16 protein-coding genes are annotated in these 24,539 nt (G+C 63.9%); 8 read left to right on the top strand and 8 right to left on the bottom strand.

The genetic code is table 11. The annotated features are described in order from the left end of the window. The first annotated feature begins 174 nt into the window (after positions 1 to 174). Positions 175 to 1,293: a site-2 protease family protein gene (locus GNK13_RS05665; RefSeq protein ID WP_164101492.1), complete on the top strand. Its 1,119-nt coding sequence runs from the start codon at positions 175 to 177 to the stop codon at positions 1,291 to 1,293. A 92-nt stretch (positions 1,294 to 1,385) separates the two neighbouring features. Then, entirely contained in the window at positions 1,386 to 2,411 is a 1,026-nt protein-coding gene (locus GNK13_RS05660; protein ID WP_164101490.1) for a DUF1571 domain-containing protein, read from the top strand. Positions 2,412 to 2,505: 94 nt separating this feature from the next. Here the strand turns inward: GNK13_RS05660 and GNK13_RS05655 are convergent, their stop codons facing one another. Continuing rightward, positions 2,506 to 2,745: a hypothetical protein gene (locus tag GNK13_RS05655; RefSeq protein ID WP_164101489.1), complete on the bottom strand. Its 240-nt coding sequence runs from the start codon at positions 2,743 to 2,745 to the stop codon at positions 2,506 to 2,508. 21 nt (positions 2,746 to 2,766) lie between these two features. On the opposite strand from GNK13_RS05655, the gene GNK13_RS05650 reads away from it, so the two are divergent. Next, complete coding sequence (locus GNK13_RS05650; RefSeq protein WP_203328939.1) at positions 2,767 to 3,639, top strand: serine/threonine-protein kinase; 873 nt, start codon at positions 2,767 to 2,769, stop codon at positions 3,637 to 3,639. 313 nt (positions 3,640 to 3,952) lie between these two features. Here the strand turns inward: GNK13_RS05650 and radC are convergent, their stop codons facing one another. From radC to GNK13_RS05635, 3 genes are all read right to left on the bottom strand, one after another. Further along, positions 3,953 to 4,930, bottom strand: a complete 978-nt coding sequence (gene radC, locus GNK13_RS05645) for a RadC family protein (protein WP_164101487.1) — start codon at positions 4,928 to 4,930, stop codon at positions 3,953 to 3,955. A 320-nt stretch (positions 4,931 to 5,250) separates the two neighbouring features. Further along, complete coding sequence (locus GNK13_RS05640) at positions 5,251 to 6,726, bottom strand: DUF1501 domain-containing protein (RefSeq protein WP_164101485.1); 1,476 nt, start codon at positions 6,724 to 6,726, stop codon at positions 5,251 to 5,253. A 16-nt stretch (positions 6,727 to 6,742) separates the two neighbouring features. Next, positions 6,743 to 9,376: a DUF1553 domain-containing protein gene (locus tag GNK13_RS05635; RefSeq protein ID WP_164101483.1), complete on the bottom strand. Its 2,634-nt coding sequence runs from the start codon at positions 9,374 to 9,376 to the stop codon at positions 6,743 to 6,745. Between the two features lie 472 nt (positions 9,377 to 9,848). Here GNK13_RS05635 and GNK13_RS05630 point away from each other — a divergent pair, with 472 nt between their 5' ends. The 5 genes from GNK13_RS05630 (at position 9,849) to GNK13_RS05610 (ending at position 17,905) form a co-directional block, all read left to right on the top strand. Next, complete coding sequence (locus GNK13_RS05630; RefSeq protein ID WP_235934799.1) at positions 9,849 to 13,622, top strand: proline dehydrogenase family protein; 3,774 nt, start codon at positions 9,849 to 9,851, stop codon at positions 13,620 to 13,622. A 507-nt stretch (positions 13,623 to 14,129) separates the two neighbouring features. Next, complete coding sequence (locus tag GNK13_RS05625; RefSeq protein WP_164101553.1) at positions 14,130 to 15,143, top strand: DUF1559 domain-containing protein; 1,014 nt, start codon at positions 14,130 to 14,132, stop codon at positions 15,141 to 15,143. Positions 15,144 to 15,268: 125 nt separating this feature from the next. After that, complete coding sequence (locus tag GNK13_RS05620) at positions 15,269 to 15,700, top strand: carboxypeptidase-like regulatory domain-containing protein (protein WP_164101480.1); 432 nt, start codon at positions 15,269 to 15,271, stop codon at positions 15,698 to 15,700. A gap of 884 nt (positions 15,701 to 16,584) precedes the next feature. After that, the gene (locus GNK13_RS05615; RefSeq protein WP_164101479.1) at positions 16,585 to 17,400 is read left to right on the top strand and encodes a sialate O-acetylesterase; all 816 of its coding nucleotides are present in this window, start codon (positions 16,585 to 16,587) and stop codon (positions 17,398 to 17,400) included. Between the two features lie 316 nt (positions 17,401 to 17,716). Beyond that, positions 17,717 to 17,905, top strand: a complete 189-nt coding sequence (locus tag GNK13_RS05610) for a DUF3565 domain-containing protein (RefSeq protein ID WP_164101477.1) — start codon at positions 17,717 to 17,719, stop codon at positions 17,903 to 17,905. 58 nt (positions 17,906 to 17,963) lie between these two features. On the opposite strand, the gene GNK13_RS05605 is transcribed toward GNK13_RS05610, so the two are convergent. The 4 genes from GNK13_RS05605 to GNK13_RS05590 all read right to left on the bottom strand — a co-directional run bounded on the left by GNK13_RS05605 (position 17,964) and on the right by GNK13_RS05590 (position 24,255). After that, the gene (locus GNK13_RS05605; RefSeq protein ID WP_164101475.1) at positions 17,964 to 18,470 is read right to left on the bottom strand and encodes a hypothetical protein; all 507 of its coding nucleotides are present in this window, start codon (positions 18,468 to 18,470) and stop codon (positions 17,964 to 17,966) included. A 143-nt stretch (positions 18,471 to 18,613) separates the two neighbouring features. Then, positions 18,614 to 21,985 carry an efflux RND transporter permease subunit gene (locus tag GNK13_RS05600; protein ID WP_164101473.1) on the bottom strand — a complete coding sequence of 1,124 codons (3,372 nt, stop codon included), beginning with the start codon at positions 21,983 to 21,985 and terminating at the stop codon, positions 18,614 to 18,616. A gap of 23 nt (positions 21,986 to 22,008) precedes the next feature. Further along, on the bottom strand, positions 22,009 to 23,640 hold the full coding sequence (locus GNK13_RS05595; RefSeq protein WP_164101472.1) for an efflux RND transporter periplasmic adaptor subunit: 1,632 nt from the start codon (positions 23,638 to 23,640) through the stop codon (positions 22,009 to 22,011). Positions 23,641 to 23,778: 138 nt separating this feature from the next. Beyond that, positions 23,779 to 24,255 carry a hypothetical protein gene (locus GNK13_RS05590; RefSeq protein ID WP_164101470.1) on the bottom strand — a complete coding sequence of 159 codons (477 nt, stop codon included), beginning with the start codon at positions 24,253 to 24,255 and terminating at the stop codon, positions 23,779 to 23,781. Positions 24,256 to 24,539: the final 284 nt, after the last annotated feature.

Raw genomic sequence — 24,539 nt, 5'->3', positions numbered from 1 at the left:
GCAGAGAAAAAAGAGAGAACCCCGGATCTTCTGCAAAGTTACCGTGCTCCCTCGATTTGAGCAACGAAGCCCGGCGTCCCCCGCGCTTGACGCTCGAGGAGGCTGTTGGGAGAACGGGAGAGGCGACGCGTTCCCTTCACCCCGCTGCGATCTCCAGCTTCGAGGAACAGCACCATGGCTTGGTCGTGGAAAATCGGCAGACTCGCTGGGATCAACGTCTACGTCCACTGGACGTTCATGCTGCTGATCGCGTTCATCGTGTATCTGTTCATCTCGCAGGGTTCGAGCGGGGCGGCCGCGGCGCTCGGCGTGCTCTTCGTGCTGGCCGTGTTTGGCTGCGTCGTGCTGCACGAGCTCGGACACGCCCTGGCCGCCCGCCGCTATGGCGTCCCGACCCGCGATATCACGCTGCTGCCGATCGGCGGGGTTGCGCGGATGCAGCGGATGCCCGAGCATCCCGAGCAAGAGCTGGTCGTGGCGATCGCCGGGCCGCTGGTGAACGTGGCCATCGGGGTTTTTCTCGCCGTCCTGCTGCTGGCTCTCGGCGGACTCTCCGAAGCGTTTCCGACAGGTCTGCTCGAAGTCGGGCGGGGAAATTTTCTGGCCAACCTGATGTGGGTCAACTTCATCTTGGTCCTGTTCAACCTGCTGCCGGCGTTCCCGATGGATGGCGGCCGAGTGCTCCGCTCGCTGCTGGCGATGTGGCTCGACTACACCACCGCCACCGCGATTGCCGCCGGGGCCGGGCAGATCATGGCCATCCTGTTTGGACTGTTCGGGCTCCTCAGCGGCAATCCGATCCTGATCTTCATCGCCTTGTTCGTATTCCTGGGGGCCAGCGCCGAGACGCAGCAGGCGCAGATCCGCAGCTTGCTGGGAAATGTCCCGGTCGAAGAAGCGATGCTCTCTCGATTTCGGACCCTCGCGACCAGCGATACCCTGGATAAGGCGGTCAATGAATTGCTGGCCGGCTCACAGCAAGATTTCCCGGTCTTCGAGGACGACCAGTACGTGGGCATGCTGGTCCGCAAAAATCTGCTGGAAAACCTCAATTCGCACGGCCGCGAGTACGCCATCGCGGGCTGCGTTTCCCGCGACTGTCCCTCCGCCAATTACGGCGATTCGCTGGACGACGTGATCCGCAAGATGCAGGAAGCGGGCTGCTCGACGGTCCCGGTCTTCGCGGGCGGCCAATTTGCCGGCGTGCTCACGCTGGAGAACATTGGCGAGTACATGCTGGTCCGCTCGGCGCTCCAGGGGAACCGGAAGCATTCATCAGCCGCCGGGCGCTAGCCCCCGGTTCCCGCAAACGCCGAAAGAACCGGACGCTAGCGCGTGGCGGCTGATTTGACACGTATTTAAGACCGAGAAAGCAACCCTGCGTCATGAACAGCGATAGCCCACGCGAAGTCGATCCCGTGCTGAATCACCATCCGTCTCCCGATTCGCTCGGGCAGCTGGATTCCGAGGAAGCATTTGCCGCGGTTGGACGGCGGCGACGTTACGTGTGGTGGGGCTGCCTGGTGGTGGCTATCGCGGGAGTGATCTGGTTCACCGCCCGCCCCAACTCCTCGGGCAGCCCCTCAAGCGTCCCGGTGGCGGTCGAAGAGGGGGACGATTCCTCGGCCGGAGCCACGCTCGACGATGCCGTGCAGATCGCCCGCGAAGGGCTCGAGCGGATGGACCGCGAGCTGGTCGATTACGTCGGCCGGATGACCAAGCGGGAGCGAATCGATGGCGAGCTCGGCGAAGTGGTGGAAATGGAATTCAAAATCCGCACCCGCCGCCCCGCGGTCCCTGGCGCCAACGGCCAGCCCGAAGTGCCCCCGGTGCCGATGGCCGTCTACCTCCATTTCCTCAGCCCCAGCTCGACGGCCGGTCGCGAAGTGATCTGGGTCGAGGACAAAAACGAAGGGAATTTGATCGCTCACGAGGGAGGATTCGCCAACCTGCTCCGCGTCAGCCTCGATCCGGCCGGGTTCCTCGCAATGCGGGGGAACCTCCATCCGGTGACCGAAATCGGCTTCAAAAACCTCGTCCGCCAGTTGCTCGAACGGAGCGAACTGGTGCGGCAAACGGGGGGAGCCGAGGTGACGTTTGTGGAGGATTACGAAGTCGGGGAACGCCCCTGCCTACTGATCCAGGTCCGCCCCCGAGCGACCGCCGTGGGGTCAACCGAGGCGGGTGCTGCCGGCGCTGCGGGTCCAGCGGGCGTCGATTTCTGGCTCGCCGAGATCGCGATCGACCGCGAGCGGGGGGTTCCGCTGCGGTATGCCGCCTATGGGCCGCCGGAAGGTGAAGGGGAGCAGCCACCGCTGCTCGAGGAATACGTCTACTACGATGTCCAGCTGAACGTGGGGCTGACCGACGCCGACTTCGATCCCGACAACCCGGCGTACAATTATCCCTAGGCTCGGTCAGAAAACCCGGCGCTTTCACTCTCTTGAGCCGTAGGCGCTAGCCTCGGGCCTCGCAGCCCCGGGATTTCCGCTGCAGCACCCGCGGTTAGCGCCGTCGGCTCAGGGTTTTCAACCAGATCCGGCGCGGATTTTTCGCCTGCCGCTCGACTTTCCCGCGTTCGAGGCGAAACTGGGTTTGCGGCAAGGGCTCGAGCAGTTGTAGTAGTGGTCCCGAGAGGGCGACGACGCCGATCTCCGAGACGCCGCTCGCGTTGCTCGCGAGTTGCCCGACGGGATCGGGATACCCCACGCTTTGGCTCGGTGGACATCGATTGTGCTGATCCATGCTCGCTTACTACAACAGCCCATGCCCCAACGGATGCCGAAAGTCCGCCAGACCTTCGGCAAGTACCGGATCGAGCGGCGGATCGCCGAGGGGGGCTTTGCGGTTGTCTATCAGGCCTACGACAAAATCGAAGGCATCCGCGTCGCGCTCAAGATTCCCTACAACCACCTGCTGAATTCCGACGTGCTGGACTTCTTTCGTAAGGAAGTCCGCTTGGCGGCCACGCTGCGGCATCCCCACATCCTGCAGCTGAAAAACGCGGAATTCATCGACGACCACTTTGTCCTCGCCTACCCCCTGGCCGACGAATCGTTGGCCGATCGCTTGCAGCGGCGATTGGGGACCAAGATGGCGATCGACTACGCCTCCCAAATGCTCCAGGCGGTCGCCTGCGCCCACCGGGCCCGGGTGATTCACTGCGACATCAAGCCCGAAAATCTGCTGCTGTTCCCCGACAACCAGTTGGTCCTCTCCGATTTCGGAATCGCCCGGCTCGCCTTGCGGACGATTCGCGGCAGCGGCTCGGGAACGGTCGGCTACATCGCACCCGAGCAAGCGATGGGACGTCCTTCGTTCCGCAGCGACGTGTTCAGCATGGGGCTGCTGCTGTTTCGGATGTTCAGCGGCCAGCTTCCGGAATGGCCGTTCGATTGGCCGCCGCCGGGGAGCCAACGCCTGCGGACCCGCGTCCCGGCCGAGCTGGTCGATTTGATTCGCCGAGCGATCGATCCCAACCCCCGCAAGCGGTTCCGCGACGCGATGCACATGGCCCGTTCGTACGAAGCCCTGCAGCCCAAGCTCCGCCGCTTCCTGACGCAAAAATCGACCGCCCGCAAAACCACCACCCGCAGCACCCCCCGCCAGACCACCAAGCGAAAACCCAAGTCGGCGTGACGGTTGGGGAGGGGAAGGCTTGGAAGGGTTTGCCTCTTTCGCCCCGAAGGGGGCTTGGACAGAACAGCCCAGGGCACAGCGACGCGGCGAAGCCGCAGAGCGACGCCCTGGGTCGCGGATGCCAAGAATTCCCTCGGAAGCCCCACCGGGGCGTCACCGAATTGCGTGGCCCCGCAGACCGTGTTGCGCCCTTACAGGGCTTCCTGCGCGGGGATGGATCTTGAAACCCAGGGCGACGCGTTGCGGCTTCGCCGCGTTGCTCTGCCCTGGGCTGGACTGTTACAGCCCCTCGGGCTGGAGGACGCATGGAATCTCAAGCGGCGTCCCATTGTTTGAGGCTCAGGGCTCGGTCGCCGGCGACGATGATGTGGTCGAGCACCGAGATCCCGACCGTTTCGGCAGCCCGCTCGAGCTGACGCGTGACTTGCCGGTCTTCGGGACTCGGCGTCGGGTCGCCCGAGGGATGGTTGTGGACCAGTAGAATCGCCGAAGCGGCGTCGCGAATCGCTGGCCGAAACACTTCTCGCGGATGGACCAAGCTGGCGTCGAGCGTCCCGACGGTGATCTGGTGCGTCGCGATCGGCTGGTGCTTGGTGTCGAGCGTGACGATGTGAAACTCCTCCTGACGGGCATCGGTCGCCATCCGGCCAAACTGCCTGCGGCAGTACTTGATCGCATCTTCGGCTCCGCTGATCCGCACGTTCCGCTGCAGCGACCGGTCGATCGCTTGGGCCACGCGGCGACCCAGCTCGATTCCCGCCATGATCTGACAATAGGCGGGAGCCGAAACGGCGGGGCTGACCTCCTTCATCTCCGCCGGCCCGGCGGAGGTGAGTCGGTCGAGGGCGGGAGCAAAGCGATTGGCGATCCGCTCGCCCGCCTGCAGCGCCGATTCTCCTTTGCGGCCGGTGCGAATCAGGATCGCCAGCAGCTCAGCCATCCGCAGCTGAGCCGCCCCCAGCCGCAGCAGTCGCTCTCGCGGTCGCTCCTCAGCCGGGGTGTGGCGGAGCTGCGTGCCACAGACTTGCCGCTCGATCCACCCGTCGAGTGCTCCGGCTTCGACCCGCCGCGACCAGCGGTGACCGACTCGAGCGGGTGACTTCGGTTCGGCCGTGGGGACTGGAACGAGCCAGCCGTCGAGCGTCAGTTGGCGGACGAGCGAAGTCACCGCCCGCGGCGAAACGTCCTCGCACACCGCTTGGATCCCCGCGATCGTGAATTCCTCGCGGGCCTGCATCGGGGCGAGCATCTGTCGGTAACGCTCGCGGGGGTCGGGCTTCACCTCACTCATCTGCCATCCTCGGGGCTGCTGTCCAACGGCCGCCGGTCCGAACCGTTGTAGCGCGCACCCCCCGATTGGCAAGTGGATTTTCTCTGCCCCCTCTCCCTAACCCTGGGCTGATGAAAATGATTTCGGAGGCCAGCCGGTCCTGCGCGGCACTTCACCCTCAGCCCGAAGGGCTCACACAGAACAGCCCAGGGCGTCGCTTTGCGGCGTTGCCGCGGCGCTGTGCCCTGGGCTGGATTGTTTGGGCCCCTGCGGGACGGGAAGACTCTCCACTTCGCCCAGAACTGGGCATTTTCATCAGCCCAACCTAACCCTCTCCCCCCTCAGGCGATCAGCTCTTCGATCGGTTCGGCTCCCTCGACGCCGACCAGCCGCTGGTCGAGCCCGCCGTAGAAATAGGTGAGGTGATCCGGGGAGAAACCGAGCAGCTGCAGGATGGTCGCGTGCAGGTGTCGCACGTGGAAGCGGTTTTCGACCGCGGCGCTGCCGAGTTCGTCGGTGCTGCCGATGCTGACGCCCCCTTTGACCCCGCCTCCGGCCATCCACATCGTGAACCCGTAGGCGTTGTGATCGCGGCCGCTTCCCTCGGCGTACTCGGCGGTCGGTTGGCGACCGAACTCACCGCCCCAGATGACCAGCGTGTCTTCCAGCATCCCCCGCTGCTTGAGGTCGGCCAACAATCCAGCGATCGGCTTGTCGGTTTCCGCGGCGTGCAGGTTGTGGTTTTTCTCGATGTCGGTGTGGGCGTCCCAGTTGTCATCGTTGTGAGCGCCACCGGAATAGATCTGGACGAAGCGGACGCCCCGTTCGACCAACCGGCGAGCCATCAGGCACTGGCGTCCAAAGGTCGCGCTGGTCGGGTTGTCCATCCCGTACATGGCTTTGGTGCGCGCATCCTCCTGGGCCAAATCGACCGCTTCGGGGGCGGTCGCCTGCATCTGATAGGCCAGCTCGTAGCTGGCGATCCGAGCCTCCAAGTCGCTGTTGGCGATCCGCGGTTCGGCGTGCGATTCGTTAAGGCTGCGAAGCGTATCGAGCAGATCGCGCTGCACGGCATCCGAGACGTCGGCGGCCCGGTCGAGGTTCAGGATCGGCGTTCCCTGGCTCTTCATCACGGTCGCTTGGTAGTGCGCCGGCATGTATCCGGCGCTCCAGTTCTTCGCACCGCTGATCGGGCCTCCGCGGGGATCGAGCATGACGACGAAGCCGGGCAGATTCTGGTTGACCGTGCCGAGCCCGTAGTTGACCCACGAGCCGAGGCAGGGGCTGCCGCTGAGGATCCGGCCGCTGTTCATCTGCAGCATCGCCGAGCCGTGGATCGGCGAGTCGGCCGTCATCGAGTGGATAAATCCGATGTCGTCGACGTGCCGGGCGAGGTGGGGAAAGAGGTCGCTGACCCACTTTCCGCACTGGCCGTACTGCTGGAACTTCCACCGCGGCTCGACGATCCGGCCCTGGTTGCGGTGCCCGCCGCGGCCGAAGGTTTTGACTTCGATCGTCTTGCCGTCCATGCCGTTCATCGTCGGTTTGTAGTCAAACGTATCGATGTGGCTTGGGCCGCCGTACATGTACAGGAAGATCACCCGCTTGGCTTTGGCCGGGTGGGGCGGCTCTTTGGCAGCGAGCGGATTGCGGTAGGGCGTGACGCCATCGGCAGCGACGCTCTGTTGCTGGAGAAAGCCGTCGCCGGCCAAGAGGCTCGCCAGCCCGACGCCGGTAAACCCGCAGCCGAGCTCCCAGAGCATTTGCCGCCGCGTGCGTCCGCAAAACTGCGTGTGTCCGCGAAACTGTGATCCCATCGGTTTATCGCTCAGCTCAATCGAGATAGACGAATTCGTTCAGGTTCAGCGCAACCAGAGCCAGCAGCTCTCGAGCCCGCTCGGGGGTTTCGCCCCGCGTCGTGCTCAGCCGCTCGAGCAAGCCGACCGCCTCGGCGAGCTCCGCGCTCGACGGCTCCCGCTGACTCACGCGACGCAGCACTTCCGCAGCGAAATCCTCTGGCGCCTCGCCGACCGCCCGGACCGCGTCGGCGGCCAGCACGCGTGCCTGCTCACTGGTGAAGTCGCTATTGAGCATCCCGAGGGCCTGCGTCGGCTGCGTCGTCGCAAATCGAACCGGACAGGTAAAGTCGGTGTCGGCCATGTCGAAGCTGGCCAGCAACGGGACGGCCAACGACCGCTTGATGTGGATGTAGACGGCCCGCCGCGATCGCTCCGACAGCGGCGAATCGTGCCACCCGTCCCCCGGACGCGACTGCCCGGCCAGAACCTCCGGCTCGATCGTGGGATACATGCTGGGGCCACCTTTGGCCAGATTCAAACGTCCCGAGACGGCCAGCATGGAATCGCGAATCTCCTCGGCGCTCAACCGCCGCGGATCGAACCGCCAGTAGTGATCATTCGTCGGATCGGCTGCGAGCGCTTTGGAATTCGCTCGGCTGCTCATCCGGTACGTCTGCGAGCTGACCAGCAGGCGGTGCAGCGGTTTGAGGTGCCACTCGGCCTCGACCAAGCGGCTGGAGAGCCAATCGAGCAACGCGGGATGGGTCGGCGGAGTTCCCTGAAAACCAAAATCGTTCGGCGTGCGGACCAGCCCGCGGCCAAAGTGGTACTGCCACAGCCGATTGGCGGTGACCCGCGGCGTGAGCGGATTCTGTTCGGGGTCGACGATCCAGCGGGCCAGCACGCTGCGGCGGCCCGAAGTTCCCGGGTTTGGGCTCGGCGGGATCGGCGGGTTGTAACCCCCTGCGGCCGACGGCGGGCTGAGGACTTCGGGGATGCCTGGCTCGACCGGTGCGGCCGGGGCGTGCGGATTGCCGCGGGTCAGCAGGAACGTTTCGCGAGGCTCCGAACCGATCTCGGTGACGCAGAGGGCCATGGCCAGCGACGCCGGTTTGTCCCGCTCGAGCTCCCGCAGCCGCTCGGTCGTTTCGCGGTAGCTGGCAAACTCTTCGGCCGTGATCTGTCGCCCGACCCGCTGCTCGACCAGCGTCAGGCGGTTCATCGGGTGGCGGAACTCCTCGTGCTCGACCGGAGCGAAATCGCCTTTGACTTTGTCGTGGATCGCCTCGAGGGTCGTCTCCGCATCCTTCTTGGCTTGCTGATAATCCTCGACCGCGGCTCGATGTTCTTCAGCTTCCCGCGGCGGCACCAGCGGACGCAATGAGAACTGCTTGACGGTGTCCGCCCCGCGAATCCCATAGCGGTTCAGCCCGGAAAAGAAGCTCAGGAAGCGGTAGTAATCGGCCTGGCGGATCGGATCGATCTTATGGTCATGGCAGCGAGCGCAGTTGATCGTCAGCCCGAGGAAAACTTGCCCGGTCGTCATCACCAGGTCGTCCAAGTCGTCGTACAGGGCCAATTCTGGATCGGCCGGCTCGTCGTCCCAGATGCCCAGGCGATGGTAGCCGGTGGCGATCAACCGCTCGGCCGCAAACGGCAGCTCGTCGCCAGCCAGCTGCTCGACGGTGAAGGCGTCAAACGGCTTGTCCGAGTTGAAGGCATCGATCACGTAGTCGCGGTAACGCCAGACTTCGGGCTTTGCCGCATCCCGTTCGTAGCTGTTCGTTTCGGCGTACCGCACGAGATCGAGCCAGTGCCGCCCCCACCGCTCGCCATATTCAGGGCTGGCCAGCAGCGTGTCGACGATCCGCTGGTAATGGCGTTCCGAGGGATCGGCCACAAAGGCGGCGACCAAATCGCTCGACGGAGGCAGCCCCGTCAAATCGTAGTGCAGGCGGCGAATCAGATCGGCCGGGGCGGCCGGACCATTCGGCTCCAGCCCCGCAGCCTGCAGTCGTGCGGCGATGAAGGCGTCGATCGGGTTCTCAGCCCACTCGGCGGGATTCCACTGGGCAGCATCCCCCTGGGCAGCATCTCCCTGGGCGGCACCGACCGAGAGTTCGGGAACGGCGGGATCCGCCAAGGGCTGAAAGGCCCAGAACTGGCGGTCCGACTCGCTGATCCGAGCTCCCGGCGGTTCGGCCCGTTGGGCTCCCGGTTCCCCCTGCATCTCGGGCAAGTAGGGCGCTCCGGCCGCCACCCAGCGGGCGATCGTGTCGATCGACGCCTGGTCCAGCTTACCGCTCGGCGGCATCTCCAGCCCTTCATAGCGAACCGCCGAGAGGAGCAAACTGTACTCGGGATCGGTCTCGTCGATCGCCGAACCGGAATCGCCGCCGGTGACCAGTCCAGCGCGGGTGTCGAGAGCCAGCCCTCCTTTAAAATCCTCGCCCGCGTGGCAATCGAAACAGTGCTCGCGGAAAATCGGCAGGACCCCGTCGGTGAACAGCTTCAAATGCTCCGCCGCGGCACCACCGGACGGTAACTCAGGCACTTCGCCGCCATAGCTGACGCGTCCCCCGCCGCCGGTATCGTGACTCAGCGGCCAGCCGACCAGCCCCAGTCCAAGAGCCGCACAGAGCAGCGTCCCCGCGAGCGGCGTCCTCACGAGCGGCCTCCTCACGAGCGGCGTCCTCACGAGCGAGCGGGGCGGACGAAATTGGGAGGGGATTATCGCGAACATTCTCACCCAGTGGCGCAGCGTTCAGAGTCCGGGGACGACGCCTCCAGTATGCGCGATCGGGGGGCCAGAGGGCAAAGAGAACCGGGGCACCGAGGCTTTTGCGAAAAAGTCGTTTAACGGCAAGCCGCAGGCGACTGTGTTTTAAAAAGCAGTCGCCTGCGGCTTGCCGTTAAACGAATGCATTACTCACCGCTGACGGACCAAAAGACACCCCCCGCTCGCCCCGCGGAACGCCGATTGCTGCCTCCCCGGATGCCTTTCATTTGGCGTTCCCCCTGGCGGCGCCGGAGCCCGCAGCGATTTTCCGGACTGAATTGTTTTCCGGCGAATCGGGGCTAGGGTTCAGGAGCTCCCCATGGAGGGAGGCCTGCGGAGCACGGAAGTGCGGAAAAATGCTTTGGATTCTGTTTGCTCGAACCTGGAAATCGCCGTGTCGATCGCCCTCAGCCAGTCTCACGCTTTGGAACGCGCCGCACTGCTGCAGCAAGCGGCTTCTGCTTCGGACGATGTCGAAGCGGCGATCCTGATCGCTCGCCGGCTCCTGAAGCGTGCTCGCCAGTTGCAGACGCCTCAGGAACAGCGGCAGCAAGCCGAGCTGGACCGCATGATCGGCCATCCCGAGGACAAGGCGACGCTGATCGAGATGACCGACCAGGCGTTTCGCACCAACGTCGCCGAGCGGGTCGCCGACCAGATGACGCACATTCTGGATGTGCAGGGGGTGCCGCGGTTTTTCAGCGGGCTCGATCGCACGATGCTCCGCGGCTTCCAAAGCTTTGGGGGTTATCTTCCCGGCGTCGCGGTCCCGCTGGTCAAGGACAAGATGCGGCGGGAGACGGCCAACGTGATCCTCCCGGCCGAGAGCGAAACGCTCAGCGAACACCTGCGCGAGCGGCGGGCCCAGGGGCTGCGGATGAACGTCAACTTGATCGGCGAGGCGCTGATCGGCGAGGGGGAAGCGCGACGCCGCTTCAAAGCCTACTTGGCCGCCTTGCAGCAGCCGGACGTTGAGTGCATCTCGGTCAAGATCTCGACGATCTATTCGCAGATCACGCCGATCGCCCGCCGCCACACACTGCACGTGCTGGCCGATCGGATGGAGCTGCTGTTCCGCGCCGCGGCTCGCGAGTACTACGTCCAGCCCGACGGGCGGGAGACGAGCAAATTCGTCTACCTCGACATGGAAGAGTACCGCGACATGTACTTGACGCGGGACACGCTGATGGCCGCACTCGACCGCCCGGGACTCGAGAACGCCCGGGCGGGAATCGCCCTGCAGGCCTACGTTCCCGATTCGTTTGGCGTGCTCTGCGAGTTGGCCGAGTGGTCGCGGCGGCGGGTCGCCTCCGCGCGGGAGCGGGGCCTGCCGTGCCAGCCGCTGACGGTTCGCGTCGTCAAAGGCGCCAACATGGAGATGGAGCGGGTCGAAGCCTCGGTCGCCGGCTGGCCGCAAGCGCCCTACACCTCCAAAGTCGAGACCGATGCGAACTTCAAACGCATGATCCGCGAGATCCTCAAGCCCGAGAATGCCGACGCGATCCAGCTCGGCGTCGCTTCACACAACCTGTTCGACGTCGGCTTGGCGATGCTCTGGGCGGCCCGAGCCGGAGCGATCGAAGCGGGGCGAGTCCAGTTCGAAATGCTCGAGGGCATGGCCAACCACCAACGGCGAGCGATCTTCGAAGTCGCCAACGACCTGCTGCTCTACGCCCCCGCCTGCCGCCAAGAAGATTTCATCTACGCGATCGGCTACCTGATCCGACGGCTCGACGAGAACACCGGCGAAGACAACTTCCTCCGGCATACGTTCCAGCTCGATCCGGACAGCCCCGCGTTCGAAAAGCTCGCCAACGGTTTTCGCCAATCGGCCGCCCTGGTCGACAGCGTCTCGACCACTCCGCGGCGGACGCAGGATCGCCGCGAACCACCGCAGATGCCTCCGGTGGCCACCGACCTGCGGCAGTACGTCAACGAACCCGACACCGATTGGTCGCAGCCCCATAACGCCGCGTGGGCTGAAGGAATCATCGCTCGCTGGATCGATCGCTCGGGCGATGCAGCGACTTGCGTCCCGCTCTGGGTTGCCGGCGAGCAGGTCGAGGATGAGCAATTCACCGGCGGCCGAACGGTCCATGAATCGTTCGACCCCTCTCGTCCCGGAGTCGTCGTCTGCCGCTACGCCGAGGCGAGCGAGGAGGATGTCGAGCGGGCGGTCGCGTGTGCCAAAGCCGACCCGAGCGGCTGGCGGAATCGCCCGCATGCCGAGCGGCACGCGATCCTTCGAGCAGCCGCACAAAAGATGCGGGAACGTCGAGGCGATCTGATCGGAGCCGGAATCGCCGATGGAGGCAAAACGGTCGTCGAAGCCGATCCGGAAGTCAGCGAAGCGATCGACTTCACCGAGTTCTATGCCTTGGCGGCGGGCGAGATGCTCGACAACCCCACCTTCTCCGCGCGGGGAAGGGGTGTCGTTGCGGTCGTCAGCCCTTGGAATTTCCCGATCGCGATTCCCTGCGGTGGGATCGTCGCCGCGCTGGCCGCCGGCAACACCACGATCCTCAAGCCAGCCAGCGATACCGTTCTGCCTGCCCAGCTGATCTGCGAGTGCTTGTGGGACGCGGGCGTTCCTCGCGAAGCGCTGCAGATGCTCCCCTGCCGAGGCTCGACCGGCGGTCGCCGGTTGGTGTCCCACGAGGACGTCGACGTCGTGATCCTCACCGGCGGCACCGAGACCGCCGTCCGCATGCTCGAAGCCCGCCCCGACATGGAGCTGGTTGCCGAGACCGGTGGCAAGAATGCGACGATCGTGACCGCGTTGGCCGACCGCGAGCTGGCGATCAAGCATCTGCTGCACAGCGCTTTCAGTCATGGCGGCCAGAAGTGCAGCGCCACGTCGCTGTTGCTGCTCGAAGAAGAAGTCTACAACGATCCGCGGTTCCGCGAATCGCTGGCCGACGCCGTCCAGAGCATCCGCGTTGGATCGGCGTGGGACCTGAGCAACCGCGTCGGTCCCTTGATCCGGCCGCCCGAGGGACCGCTGCTCCGCGAGCTGAAGGAGCTCGAGCACGGCGAAGAATGGCTGGTGATGTCCGAGCAGGTCGACGACAACCCCTGCCTTTATCGACCGAGCGTCAAATGGGATGTCTCCCCCGATAGCTTCACCCACATGACGGAGCTTTTCGGCCCCGTGCTCGGCGTGATGCCCTATCGGCGATTGGAGGAAGCGATCGAGCTGGTCAACCGCACCGGCTATGGGCTGACCAGCGGGCTGGAAAGCCTCGACGATCGCGAGCAGGAAATCTGGCAACAGCGAATCCGCGCCGGCAACCTCTACATCAATCGCCCCACCACCGGAGCGATCGTCCTCCGCCAACCCTTCGGCGGAGTCGCCAAGAGCGCCTGGGGCTCGGGCATCAAAGCGGGCGGACCGAATTACGTGATTCCGCTGATGCACTTTGAGGAGCGATCCGAGATCCCCGAACCGCCCACTGGACCCGTCGTCGAACGTGAAGCGCTTCCCCTGCCGCTGGCGAAGATCGACCGCAAGCTCGACTCGGACAACTGGGTCGAACAGCTCGCCGAGCTGAGCGGAAAATCGGCAGCGACGGTCCGCGGCCGGCTGCAGCAGGCGATTCAGCAGTTCGCCGAAGCGGCGGAAACCGAGTTCTGCGTCGAACACGATTCGCTTCGCCTGGTCGGCCAAGATAACGTCCGTCGCTATCGGCCGGTCGAACACCTGCGGCTGCGGATCGTCGATGGGGACCGGGCGGACGATTGCCTGGTGGCGATCCTGGCCGCCGTCGCCGTGGGCTGCCGCCCGGTCGTCTCGCATGCCCACGAACAGGCCGCCGCGGTGGCTGGGCTGCTCGAGCGGATCACCAGCGACTGGGCCGGCCGTATCGAGTTCGTCGAAGAGAGCGACGCGCAGCTGGCCGAGGAGATTCGCGGCGGCTGGGTCGACCGCGTGCGATATCCCGGAGGCAGCCGCGCCAGCGATGAAATCCTCGACGCCTGCCGCGACGCCTTCATTCCTACGATCCGGACCCGCGCGATCGCCGCCGGCCGCATTGAACCGCTGTGGTACGTCACCGAACAGAGCCTCTCGGTCGACTACCATCGCTACGGCAATCTGGGCCGCCGGGCGCTCGAGAAACGGCGGCCAGTGCTGTAGTCGCCGCTGGCAGCCGGCTGACCGGTGGCGCGAGACCGGTGGCGCGAGACCGGTGGCGCGAGACCGGTGGCGCGAAGCCGCGGGAGAAAACCGTTAAAATTTCCCTAGACAACCCCGTCGTATGTGGGGACAATTGTCAACCACTACAGCCAGACGACTCATCCAGATACTTTTCCTGCTGAGAATGCCTGTGCCCCTGCTCCCCCTGCAGAACCTGTCTCCTGCAGAAACTGCGGAGCGAGGCACCGCGCAGCGACCCTCAGACGCTGATTCCGATATGCCATCGACCGCCTTCTCCGCAGTCCGTGCGGAGAGGATCGCTGATAGTTACTGACTGCAACCGCTCCATTGCTTCCACTCCACGTTGGAATTCAAGGTGCAGACTGGTGATTCAGTCTTCGATGAAGGTGCGTTTTTACCCCGATCGGCGAAGTGGGATTTTTAATAGCAGTCGTGGGTCATTGGTCGCCGCCAATGGCAACGGATGACATCTGAGGGAGTCTTTGTATGTCCTCATCCCGGTCTCGAGCGGCCTTTACGCTCGTCGAATTGCTGGTGGTCATCGCGATCATCGGCGTCTTAGTGGGTCTTCTTTTGCCCGCGGTCCAAGCGGCGCGCGAGGCGGCCCGACGCATGTCGTGCTCGAACAACATGAAGCAGCTGATCCTGTCGCTGCACAACTACCATGATGTTCACAAGACGATGCCCTACTCGGTAGCCAACAGTGGCTCAATCACATCGGGAACGGCGGCCCCTGCGGCCGGCCAAGTCCGCGGGCATCGCGGTTGGTTGATGGCGTTGCCCTTCATCGAGCAACAGAACTTGCACGATCAGTTCGATTTTCGGCTCGTTGCCGGGACGTACGATCCGGGTGGAAAGGGTTACGGAGGTCCGCGACCGGGCGAAGCTGGGAATGCCAACGACGTCGTCGTGAGCACCGCCCTGGACACGTTCCTCTGCCCCTCCGACCCCAATCCCTCGAATTACAGTACGACCACCAGCGCGAACTACTCCATCTCGCCCGGTACGACGACGCTGCAGGGAGCGTTCACCAACTACGACTTCAGCATTGAGCGCACTTCCTCGACCGACAACGTGTGGAATCAGGAAACGATGTCGACCCGCCGCGCCTTTGGCCACAACGTGGGCACGAAGATGCGGGACTTCACCGACGGGACGAGCTCGACCGTCGCCCTCTGCGAAACGCTCCGCTCGACCTGGAACGGCGTCTCGCCGACCTGGGGTTATGCGAAGTGGGTCGGCCACGGCGTCGATTTAACCTACGCCCAGGGAATCAACTTCCACTACTGCTGCGGCTGGGATTCGCCTCCCTTCCAACGTACGCCGGTCCTCAACAGCCGGCTTGGCGACTGGTCGACCGCTGGCAGCATGCACCCCGGAGGCGCCCAGTTCGCCTTCGCCGATGCTTCGGTCCACTTCCTCTCCGAAACGACCGACATCCTGGTCCTCCGGCGTCTGGCTTACATTGCTGACGGCGAACCGGTGGGTGAATTCCAATAACATCGCGCCATGCTCTTCGGCTGCGACGAATCCACAGCGGCGGCTGGCCTACCAGCCGCCGCTGCGTTTCTCTTCCACTTGTTTTTTCATCCTCTGAGGTTCATGTGCTAAGAAAAACATTCTTGATGGGTGCGGTCCTGCTCGGGTGGGGAATGACCCTCGGCTGTAACGCGGAACCCGAGATGGAGGTCGTCCCCGTCTCCGGTACGGTTCAGCTCGATGGCAAGCCCGTCGAAGGGGTCTCAATCACGCTGCTTCCCCAGTCCAACGGGATGCGAGCCGCCGGCTTCGGGACCACCGACAGCAACGGTCAGTACACGCTTCAAGCAGGCCCCGAGATCGAAGGCGTGCCGCCCGGAAATTACCGAGTGCTGTTCAGCAAAATGGCGATGCCCGACGGATCGCCGATTCCGCCGGACGCGATGGCTGCCGACGTCGGCGCGGTCAACGTGCTGCCGGAAAAGTACAACAGCGTCGAGTTCTCGGGCGTCACGCTCACCGTCCCGCCGCCAAACGCCGAGGCCACGAACTTCGAGCTGAGCTCGTCGGGACGCTAGCCCGGATTATTCATGCGTTTGGCTGAATGTGTCGCAAGTTCATGTGGTGTTTGAAGTTGCGACAGACCCTCGCGAGACAGTGCGTTAAATCAGCCGCCACGCGCTAGCGTCCGGTTCTCACGGCGTTTTCAGAAACCGGGGGCTAGCGCCCGGCGGCTGATGAATAAATAGGGCTAGCGATTGGCGTCTCCCCGCAGCTTTCGCGGAGCGAAAGGCGACTATGGCGTCTCCCCGCAGCTTTCGCGGGGCGAAAGGCGACTATGGCCGCACGGCATACCCTGCTACCGCTTGCACGCTCCTTTTGTTTCCTTTCGTGCGCGAGTTCGATTTGCATTAGGATGGACGGCATGCACCGACTGCTTGCCTGACTCCCGATCCTCCTCACCATGCCCTCTCGCTGGCTACCGCGAAAGCGTCTGCCGAGGCGGTCGACTTCATGCGCCAGGTTCGCCCGGTCCTGGCTCAGAACTGCTTCATGTGTCATGGGCCGGATGCGGGAACGCGGAAATTGGGGCTGCGTTTAGATACGCGATCGGGCAAACCGACGAGATCGGCTGGGATCCTGCCGAGCGTCCAGTCCACGTCCACGTCGTGCATGAGTTGATCGATTAGACTCTTGGAAAACCCTGAGCCGACGGCGCTAGCCGCGGGTGCTGCAGCGGAAATTCCGGGGCTGCGAGGCCCGAGGCTAGCGCCTACGGCTGAAAACCCTGAGCCGACGGCGCTAGCCGCGGGTGCTGCAGCGGAGATTCCGGGGCTGCGAGGCCCGAGGCTAGCGCCTACGGCTCACCCGAGGCTAGCGCCTACGGCTCAAGAGGGTCGCTTCGCCTCTTTTTCTCACAGTGTCTTTTGTTCTCTCCCAACTCCAGACGCACCCTATCCTCATGAAACCTTATCACCTGCTACTGTCGTTGCTGCTCGCTCTCGTCCTCATCGCCGGCGCGCGGGCCCAAGAGTCGAACGGGGTTGATCTGCCTGCCAAGGAGAACCTCCATCTCTTTCTGCTGATCGGTCAATCGAACATGGCGGGCCGAGGAAAGGTCAGCGACCAAGATCGCCAACCCCATCGGCGCGTCCTGATGCTGAACCAGGACGGCCAGTGGGTTCCCGCGGTCGATCCGTTGCACTTCGACAAACCGACCATCGTCGGAGTGGGCCCAGGACGCACGTTCGGGATCGAGGTCGCCGAAGCCATGCCAAACATCACCGTGGGCCTGATTCCCTGCGCCGTCGGCGGCTCGGCCATCGCCGGCTGGGAGCCGGGAGGTTTTGACGCCCCCACCAAAACGCATCCCTACGACGACATGCTGGTGCGAGCCAAGAAGGCCCTCGAGGCCGGAACGCTCAAAGGGATCCTCTGGCATCAGGGAGAATCGGACGCAAGCGACGAGAAGAGCGCTGTCTACGAAGAGAAGCTCCATGCGCTCGTGAAACGACTGCGTGAGGAGTTCAATGCTCCCCACGTGCCATTCATTGCCGGGCAACTCGGCCAGTTCCCCGAACGCCCTTGGAATGAGGCGAAGAAACGAGTCGATCAAGTCCACCGCGAGTTGCCCCACAAGCTTCCCAACACCGCCTTCGTCAGCGCCGAAGGCCTGACGCACAAGGGAGACCAAGTGCACTTCGACGCCGCGTCGGCCAAAGAACTAGGCCGCCGCTATGCCGAGGCGTATCTGAAGATGGTTAACACCACGCGGTAGCATCCGGCTTTCAAGGTGCATTTACAAGCCCGGGGGAGGCGGATGGGGTAATCACGACGAGCACGAATCCAACCAATGGTGGCCACGGAAGGACACGGAAACGCACGGAAAAGGAAAGAACCGCGGATAGCACGGAGTACGCGGATGAAGGGGGGATCAACAGCCAATTATCCGTGTTATCTGCGCTATCTGCGGTTTAATTCTCCACCTTTCCTTCGTGCTCTTCGTGTCCTTCGTGGTTTCCCAGTCTTTCGGTAATTCGTGAACATAAGCTCGCCCACGTAGATTCCGCTAGAGTCAGGAAATCTCAGATCCCATGGAACGCGAAATCGTTGGCTATCATCGGGACGAAGAAAACCACTGGGTGGCGGAACTCGACTGCGGACACAATCAACATGTTCGCCACGACCCGCCGCTCGTTTCTCGACCTTGGGTGCTGACCCCCGAGGGCCGCAACTCCCGTCTCGGAGTGCGGCTGAACTGCGTCCTCTGCGATGAAAGATAATCGCCTTTCACTCGGCGAAAGTTGCGGAGGCCCACGCAGCAGGGTTTTCTAACAGGGCTCAGTGATCGTGATCGTGAGCTCCGACGGCTCCGGAGTACGATTTGCCGTCGATCGCGACGAGCAGCTTTCCGGTGACCCCCGGCGCGTGCAGGGTCTCGTACAGGTTCGCGTCGTTGGCGACGAAGCTTGAGGATCTGCCCTCTACCGGATCATTCGCTTGCAGCTCAAACGCTTGAGCTTTGCCGTCTACCACTAGGCTCAGCGTAATGGTCGGTTGCTCGATCGGCACCAACTCCAACTCGGATCCCAAGATATACACGGTCACCTGGCGAGCATCGTCACCCTCGACGATCTCCGCATGAAATGCATGACTCCGCCCCAACTCGATCAGATGCCCGCCGTGGGGGCCTTCGTCGTGATGAGCATGAGCGTCATCGATCACCGGCGGCGGGCCTTCGATTTCGATCGGCTGTGTTTCTTCAGTGGTTTCGGCACCACAGCCGACGGCGCTGACGCCGAGAACCGCAACCAAAGCCAAACGCAAAGATAGGTCAACCATTCGCATCAGAAGTTCCTTTTGAGTACCACAAGAAATCAATCACCTACCGTCTTTTGAGCCGTAGGCGCTAGCCTCGGGCCTCGCAGCCCCTGGGCTTCCGCTGCAGAACCCGCGGCTAGCGCCGTCGGCTCAGGCTGATCCAGCGGAGCTTAGTGCGTTGTTGAATCTGACAGCAGCACGGCATTGGACGCATCGGACGCCAGCGGATCGGCGTCGCGGCGGTTGAGAATGGACTGTGCGGCGCCTCGGCCGATGGCCCAGAACAGGGCCGGTCGCACCACGAACTCGGCGAGCGTGCTCGTGATCAGACCGCCGATGATGACGGTCGCCACTGGATAGAGAATCTCCTTGCCCGGATCGCCAGCCGAGAGCGCTAGCGGCAACAGTCCAATCCCGCTCGTCAGCGCCGTCATCAGGACCGGAGCCATCCGCTCGCGGCCCGCCCGCACGACCATCTCACGGCTCAGAGACTCTCCTTCGTATTTGAGCAGATGCAGATAGTGATTCAGCAGCAAGATGCCGTTTCGGCTAGCAATCCCACTCAAGGAGATGAAGCCGACCATCGCCGCCACGGTCAACGTTTGCTCGGTCAGCACCAGCGCCGCGACGGCACCGAGAAAGGCGGTCGGCAGAGCCACCAGAACCTGCAGCGCGAAATTGGCCGAGCCGAACAGGCTGTAGAGGATGAGAAACACGCCGAGCAACGCGATGCTGGCAAGCAGGGCCAACCGCTGTGAAGCTGACTTCTGGCTCTCGAACTGTCCGCCGTATTCGAGGAAATATCCCGGCGGCAAATCGACTTCCGCTAGCCGCTCTTGGATATCACTGACGACGTCCACCACGCCCCGGCCTGAAACGTTCGCTTGCAGCACGATCCGGCGGCGAACGTTCTCGCGATTGATCGTGTTGGGGCCGCCCGACTCATACACCTTGGCGACCGAGGCCAACGGCACCGTCCCTCCCTCCGGGAGTGCGACAGCCAAGCGTTTGAGTTGCCCGATGTCTTCGCGGTAGGACTCGTCGAGCCGGACCAGCAGATCGAAGGTCCGCTGGCCAATTAGCATCTGGCTGACCGTGTCGCCTTGCATCGCGGTCTGCACCAGCTCCATCACTTCAGCCGGCTGCAATCCATAGAGTTTCAACTGCTCCCGATCGAGCTCGATGCGGAGCTGAGGGATCGAAGTCTGCTGCTCGACCAACACGTCGGTCAGACCCGGAATGTCGGCAATTCGCGCTTTCATTTCCTCGGCTTTCTGGCGGAGCACGTCCAGATCGTCGCCATAGAGTTTGACGCCGATCTGCGCCATCACGCCTGAGAGCATGTGGGAGATCAAGTGTGCGAGCGGCTGTTCCACGCTCCCCACGACGCCCGGAACCTCCGTCAGCGCGTCGCGGATCTTGTCGAGCGTCGCTTCGCGATCCGCCCCCGGGGCGATCTCGAGCACCATCTCGCTGACGTTGACCGGCATCGCATGCTCATCCAATTCGGCGCGCCCGGTCCTGCGAACGAGGGATTCGACGCTCTCGATTTGCAGCAACCGCTCGGCCACGGCCTCGCCGATTTCGTTGCTCTTCTCGAGCGAGGTTCCGGGCGTCAGAAGGGCGTTGACCTGGACAGCCCCCTCGTTGAAGGGAGGCAAGAAGTCCCGATCCAAACGGCTCACCGCCACTCCGGCAATCGCCACCAGCACGGCGGTCGCTCCCAACACGGCCCACGACAGGCGCGTACTGAGTGCGATCGATGCGCCGGCGATCCATTTCAAGCCGCTCAGCAACCGCCCCTCTTCAGCCGACTCGCCGCCGAGCAGCCGCTCCGAACCGAGGATCATCACCCAGAACAGTGGCGTCGCGGCGATCGTCCACCACCACGGGTCCTCGACATGCAGCGCGGGGATCTCCAGGATCTCGGCCGCTCGGGGTCCGCCCCAGTAGAAGGCCAGCGCCGAAACTCCCACCGCCAACAGTGGCGCCGCCATTCGCCAGCTGCGATCGCCCACCATCAACAGCGAAGCAAGCACCGGCGTGACGGTCAGTGAGACCGCCAATGAAGCCAGCAGCGAGACGATGTAAGCGACGCCCATCGGTACGAACAACCGGCCTTCCATTCCGCTGAGCGCAAACAGAGGCGTAAAGACCAGGACGACGACGGCCGTTCCGTAGACGATCGAACTGCGAATCTCGGTGCTCGCCCGGAAGACGACCAGCAGGGGCGAGAGCGGATTGACGCGCTGCCGATTCTCCTTCAAGCGACGGAAGATGTTCTCCACATCGACGATCGCGTCATCGACCAGCTCTCCGATCGCCACCGCCAAACCACCCAGCGTCATCGTGTTGATCGAAAGACCGAAGGCGGTGAACACGACTGCCGTAGCGACGATCGAGAGCGGGATGGCGGTGAGCGTGATGAAGGTCGTGCGGAAGTTCAGCAGAAAAAGAAACAGAATCGCGATCACGAGCACGCCGCCATCGGCGAGCGCTTCGACCACGTTGTCGATCGCCCGGTCGATGAATGACCGCTGCGAGTAAACTTCGGCGATGCGTATGTCGTCGGGCAGCGAGACCTGCAGTTCCTCGAGGGCCGCGGCGACTCGATCGGAAACGGCTCGCGTATCCGCTCCCGGCTGCTTGGTAACGGTCAACACGACCGCCGGTCCCCCGCCGATCTGACCTTCAGCCGTTTTTACATAAGCGCTGCTGTCCCCGCGTTTGACCTGCGCCGCCTCGATCACCCGTGAGACCTGCTCCAGGGTGATCGAGCGGCCATCGCGGGACTCGATCACCACGCTCCGCAGATCCTCGACCGTGGTCGCTCGGCCGAGCCCGCGGACGAGCAACTCGGTCGGACCCATCTGGTCGAGATACCCACCGGTCGCATTGAGGTTGCTGCTGGCGACCGCCTGCTTCACCTCGTCCAGCGTAATCCCATACGTCCGCAGGGCGTGGGGATCGACCAGCACTTGGTACTGCTTGCGGCCGCCTCCCATCGTGAAGACCTGCGACACTCCGGGGACCGTCATCAACCGCTGGCGGACGACCCAGTCACCTAACGTTCGGACCTCCATCGGCTCGGTCTCGCCCCCTTCGCTCCACATCCCATACATCAGGATCTGCCCCATGATCGACGAGACCGGAGCCAGCTGCGGGCGGATTCCTTCCGGGAGTTGATCGGCGACCAATTGCAGTCGCTCGTTGACGATTTGGCGATCGTTGTAGATATCCGTTCCCCAATCGAACTCCACATAGATCACGGAGATCCCGACCGCCGACGAACTGCGGACCGCCATCACACCGCTGGCCCCGTTGAGCGCGGTCTCCAGCGGAAACGTGATCAGCGATTCCACTTCTTCCGGAGCCATCCCCGGGGCTTCGGTGATCACCGTCACCCGAGGTCGATTGAGATCCGGAAACACATCGATCGCCAAGCGGCTCGATTGCCACGCGCCCGCACCGACCAGCAGCAGCGAGACGACCAGCACCAGCAACCGGTTGCGGAGCGAGAACTTGATGATTCCGTCGAGCATTCCAGAACTTTCTTGGAGACAGATCAGTGGTTGTGGCCGGCGTGGGGATCGACGCCTCCACCGGCTTTGTTCTTGAGCGCCATCTGCAACTGATGGGCGCCGCTGATGGCGACCGTCTCTCCCGGCAGCAGCGAACCGTCGTTCGCCACCGCCACGCTCAGCTGGTCTCGGGCCACGATATGGACCGGGCGGCGGTCGAAGTGGTCGCCGTTCTCGATGAACACGTACCGCTCGAGCCCCTCGCTGGCGATCGCGTCAACCGGCAGCACAAAGACGTCCGACGTCTGCTCGATGGGGACTCGCAGCCGCAAACGTTGCCCCGGCTTGAATCGCCACACCACGTATCGCTCTTCGCCCCGCTGTTCCTGCTGGACGACCTCATTCTCCAAGGGGACGTAGAAGGGCAGGGCCCGAGAGTTCTGCTGGACCTCACCCGCAACGAAAGCGATGGCCAGATCATTCAGCACCACCGGCTGCTTGTCGACGCCTTCGAGCACCGCTTGCACCGGCCAATCGTTGCGGGCGGCAGCGGTCAGCGTCTCGGCGTCCTGCTGAAACGCCAGCCCTTCGGCGAGCAGCGTCTCGTAGTTCGCCAAGACGACCAGCGTCTCGCCAGCCGAAACCGACTGCCCCCGCCGAGCCGCCAACTCGGCCACCACGAACTGAGCTTCGATGTGCTCGCGATGCTCGTGCGACTCGAGCTCCGGGGGTGCGGTGAAGTCAATCTGCTGAACGGGCTGCGGGGCGTCTCGCGGCAGGGCGTCTCGCGAGGGGGCGAGCGGGCCCGAGGGGGAGAGCGGGCTCGAGGGGGAGAGCGGGCCACTCACCGCGTCGTCGTGCAGCGAGCGGTCGTCATGCAGCACCGGCGCGTAGACGGTAACTTCGCGAATCAGCCGCCGCGTCCGCTCGATCTGATCGACCTGGGCTTCGGACAATCCGTGCAGCATCAGCGACTCGCGCTCCGCCCGCAGCCCGGCCTGGAGTTTGTCCAACTCGTACTGGCGCTCAAGCAGCGACTTGCGAGCGATCGCACCCGACTCGGCAACCTCGCTCAGCCGCTCCACCTCCCGCTGTTCCACATCCGCTCGCCCCAACATCTGCAAAAAATTCGACTGCGTCTGGACCAAGTCCTGGTGCGTCAGCCGAAGCGTGTAGAGCGGTGCTCCCGAAGCAATCGTTTCACCACTGCTGACATGCAGCGAAGTCACCGTGCCGGTCAACGGGGCGGCAATGTTGACATGCGTCCTGCCCGGCCAGTCGACGATCGTCGCGGGAACCGAGAGCCGCCGAACGAATGTCCCCAGCTGGGCCACCGCCGTCTCGAGCTGCAAACTCCGTCGAGCCTGATCGCTCAGCTCGATCGAATCCGCTTCCTCGTGCCCCGCATGGTCGTGCCCCGCATGGTCGTGATCCGAATGGTCGTGATCCGAATGGTCGTGCCCCGCATGGTCCGCGTGAGCCTGCTGGGCGGCCCCGCTTCCCGCGACACCGTCCGCGGCACCGCCGAAGCCCGGGAGCGAGTGGTGCCAGTCGAGCGAGAGTGCCAGGATCAGAAAGGCAAGCAGCAGGCCGAACCCCAGGATTTCGAGCCCCCAAGATCGAAGCCCCCCGGATCGGAAGCCGCTCGATCCGCGCAGCCATTGGAATAAACGCATCATCCGTCTCTAGTGAAGCTGCCGTGAGCTTCCCGCGGCCGAACGATCGCCTCACATCAAGAAGGGATCGCAAGCGGTAGCCGGGAGCGCGGCGGGTGATCGAAGTCGAGAAACGACGCCCAGAACAGCGACGGACTTCTAGATCAACCAGAGGCAGTATTCCGCCTGAACCCGCACGCCCAGCGGTGGCCAGTGATGCACGTGGGGGTTGCTGGAGAGCGGGCGGGCGACGGCAGCCTGCTCCGCCTCGGCCAAGAGCGCCGCGTCGAGCCACTGGCATTGGAGGTCCAGAGCGACGCCGGAAACCGCGCTCAAGACAAACACGCACTCGCCGCTTTCACACGGATGCGGCTCGGCTGGACCCGAATGCTCAAGGGGGCCCGCATGCTCAAGGGGGCCCGCATGCTCAAGAGGACCCGCATGCTCAAGAGGACCCGCATGCTCAAGGGGACCCGCATGTCCCGAGCAGCCGCCGCCGTGGCAGTGGTGCTCCGCGTGCACCGCTCCCCGCTCAAGGCCCTCCGCCGCGCAGCAGTGCTCGTGATGCAAGCAGCACCCGAGCAGGGCGTGCAGCAGCATGATGCCGGCGGTCGCGTAGTGGAGGAGAGGAGTCATGACAGCCTTATTCTTGGCGCGGCAACGACGCGGGTCAAACCTCATCGACCGCCAGAGTCGCCTTTCGCTCCGCGAAAGTAGCGGAGCCCATAGTCGCCTTTCGCTCCGCGAAAGTAGCGATATCCGGTTGAGGCCATCGCCGCATCAGCCGCAACGCGCTAGCGTCCGGTTCTCGCGGCGTTTTCGAGAACCGGGGGCTAGCCCGGATATTTCATCCGCTGATGGATTTTAGGCTCGGGGCGGCTGATGCGGTTGGATTTTACGAGAAGAGGCGGGCGGGCGGG

Origin of the sequence: Candidatus Laterigemmans baculatus, from assembly GCF_010367455.1 — a bacterium.
Lineage (GTDB): Bacteria > Planctomycetota > Planctomycetia > Pirellulales > Pirellulaceae > Laterigemmans > Laterigemmans baculatus.
Note: the sequence above shows the minus strand (reverse complement) of the source record. Positions and strands in the feature narration are given on the sequence as shown.

Bases quoted from the DNA above. Each gene is read 5' to 3' on its own strand.
- GNK13_RS05620 (WP_164101480.1), top strand. From the start codon at position 15,269: ATGGGTGCGGTCCTGCTCGGGTGGGGAATGACCCTCGGCTGTAACGCG.
- GNK13_RS05625 (WP_164101553.1), top strand. From the start codon at position 14,130: ATGTCCTCATCCCGGTCTCGAGCGGCCTTTACGCTCGTCGAATTGCTG.
- radC (WP_164101487.1), bottom strand. From the start codon at position 4,930: ATGAGTGAGGTGAAGCCCGACCCCCGCGAGCGTTACCGACAGATGCTC.
- GNK13_RS05650 (WP_203328939.1), top strand. From the start codon at position 2,767: ATGCCCCAACGGATGCCGAAAGTCCGCCAGACCTTCGGCAAGTACCGG.
- GNK13_RS05590 (WP_164101470.1), bottom strand. From the start codon at position 24,255: ATGACTCCTCTCCTCCACTACGCGACCGCCGGCATCATGCTGCTGCAC.
- GNK13_RS05595 (WP_164101472.1), bottom strand. From the start codon at position 23,640: ATGCGTTTATTCCAATGGCTGCGCGGATCGAGCGGCTTCCGATCCGGG.
- GNK13_RS05600 (WP_164101473.1), bottom strand. From the start codon at position 21,985: ATGCTCGACGGAATCATCAAGTTCTCGCTCCGCAACCGGTTGCTGGTG.
- GNK13_RS05655 (WP_164101489.1), bottom strand. From the start codon at position 2,745: ATGGATCAGCACAATCGATGTCCACCGAGCCAAAGCGTGGGGTATCCC.
- GNK13_RS05605 (WP_164101475.1), bottom strand. From the start codon at position 18,470: ATGCGAATGGTTGACCTATCTTTGCGTTTGGCTTTGGTTGCGGTTCTC.
- GNK13_RS05610 (WP_164101477.1), top strand. From the start codon at position 17,717: ATGGAACGCGAAATCGTTGGCTATCATCGGGACGAAGAAAACCACTGG.
- GNK13_RS05665 (WP_164101492.1), top strand. From the start codon at position 175: ATGGCTTGGTCGTGGAAAATCGGCAGACTCGCTGGGATCAACGTCTAC.
- GNK13_RS05660 (WP_164101490.1), top strand. From the start codon at position 1,386: ATGAACAGCGATAGCCCACGCGAAGTCGATCCCGTGCTGAATCACCAT.
- GNK13_RS05615 (WP_164101479.1), top strand. From the start codon at position 16,585: ATGAAACCTTATCACCTGCTACTGTCGTTGCTGCTCGCTCTCGTCCTC.
- GNK13_RS05640 (WP_164101485.1), bottom strand. From the start codon at position 6,726: ATGGGATCACAGTTTCGCGGACACACGCAGTTTTGCGGACGCACGCGG.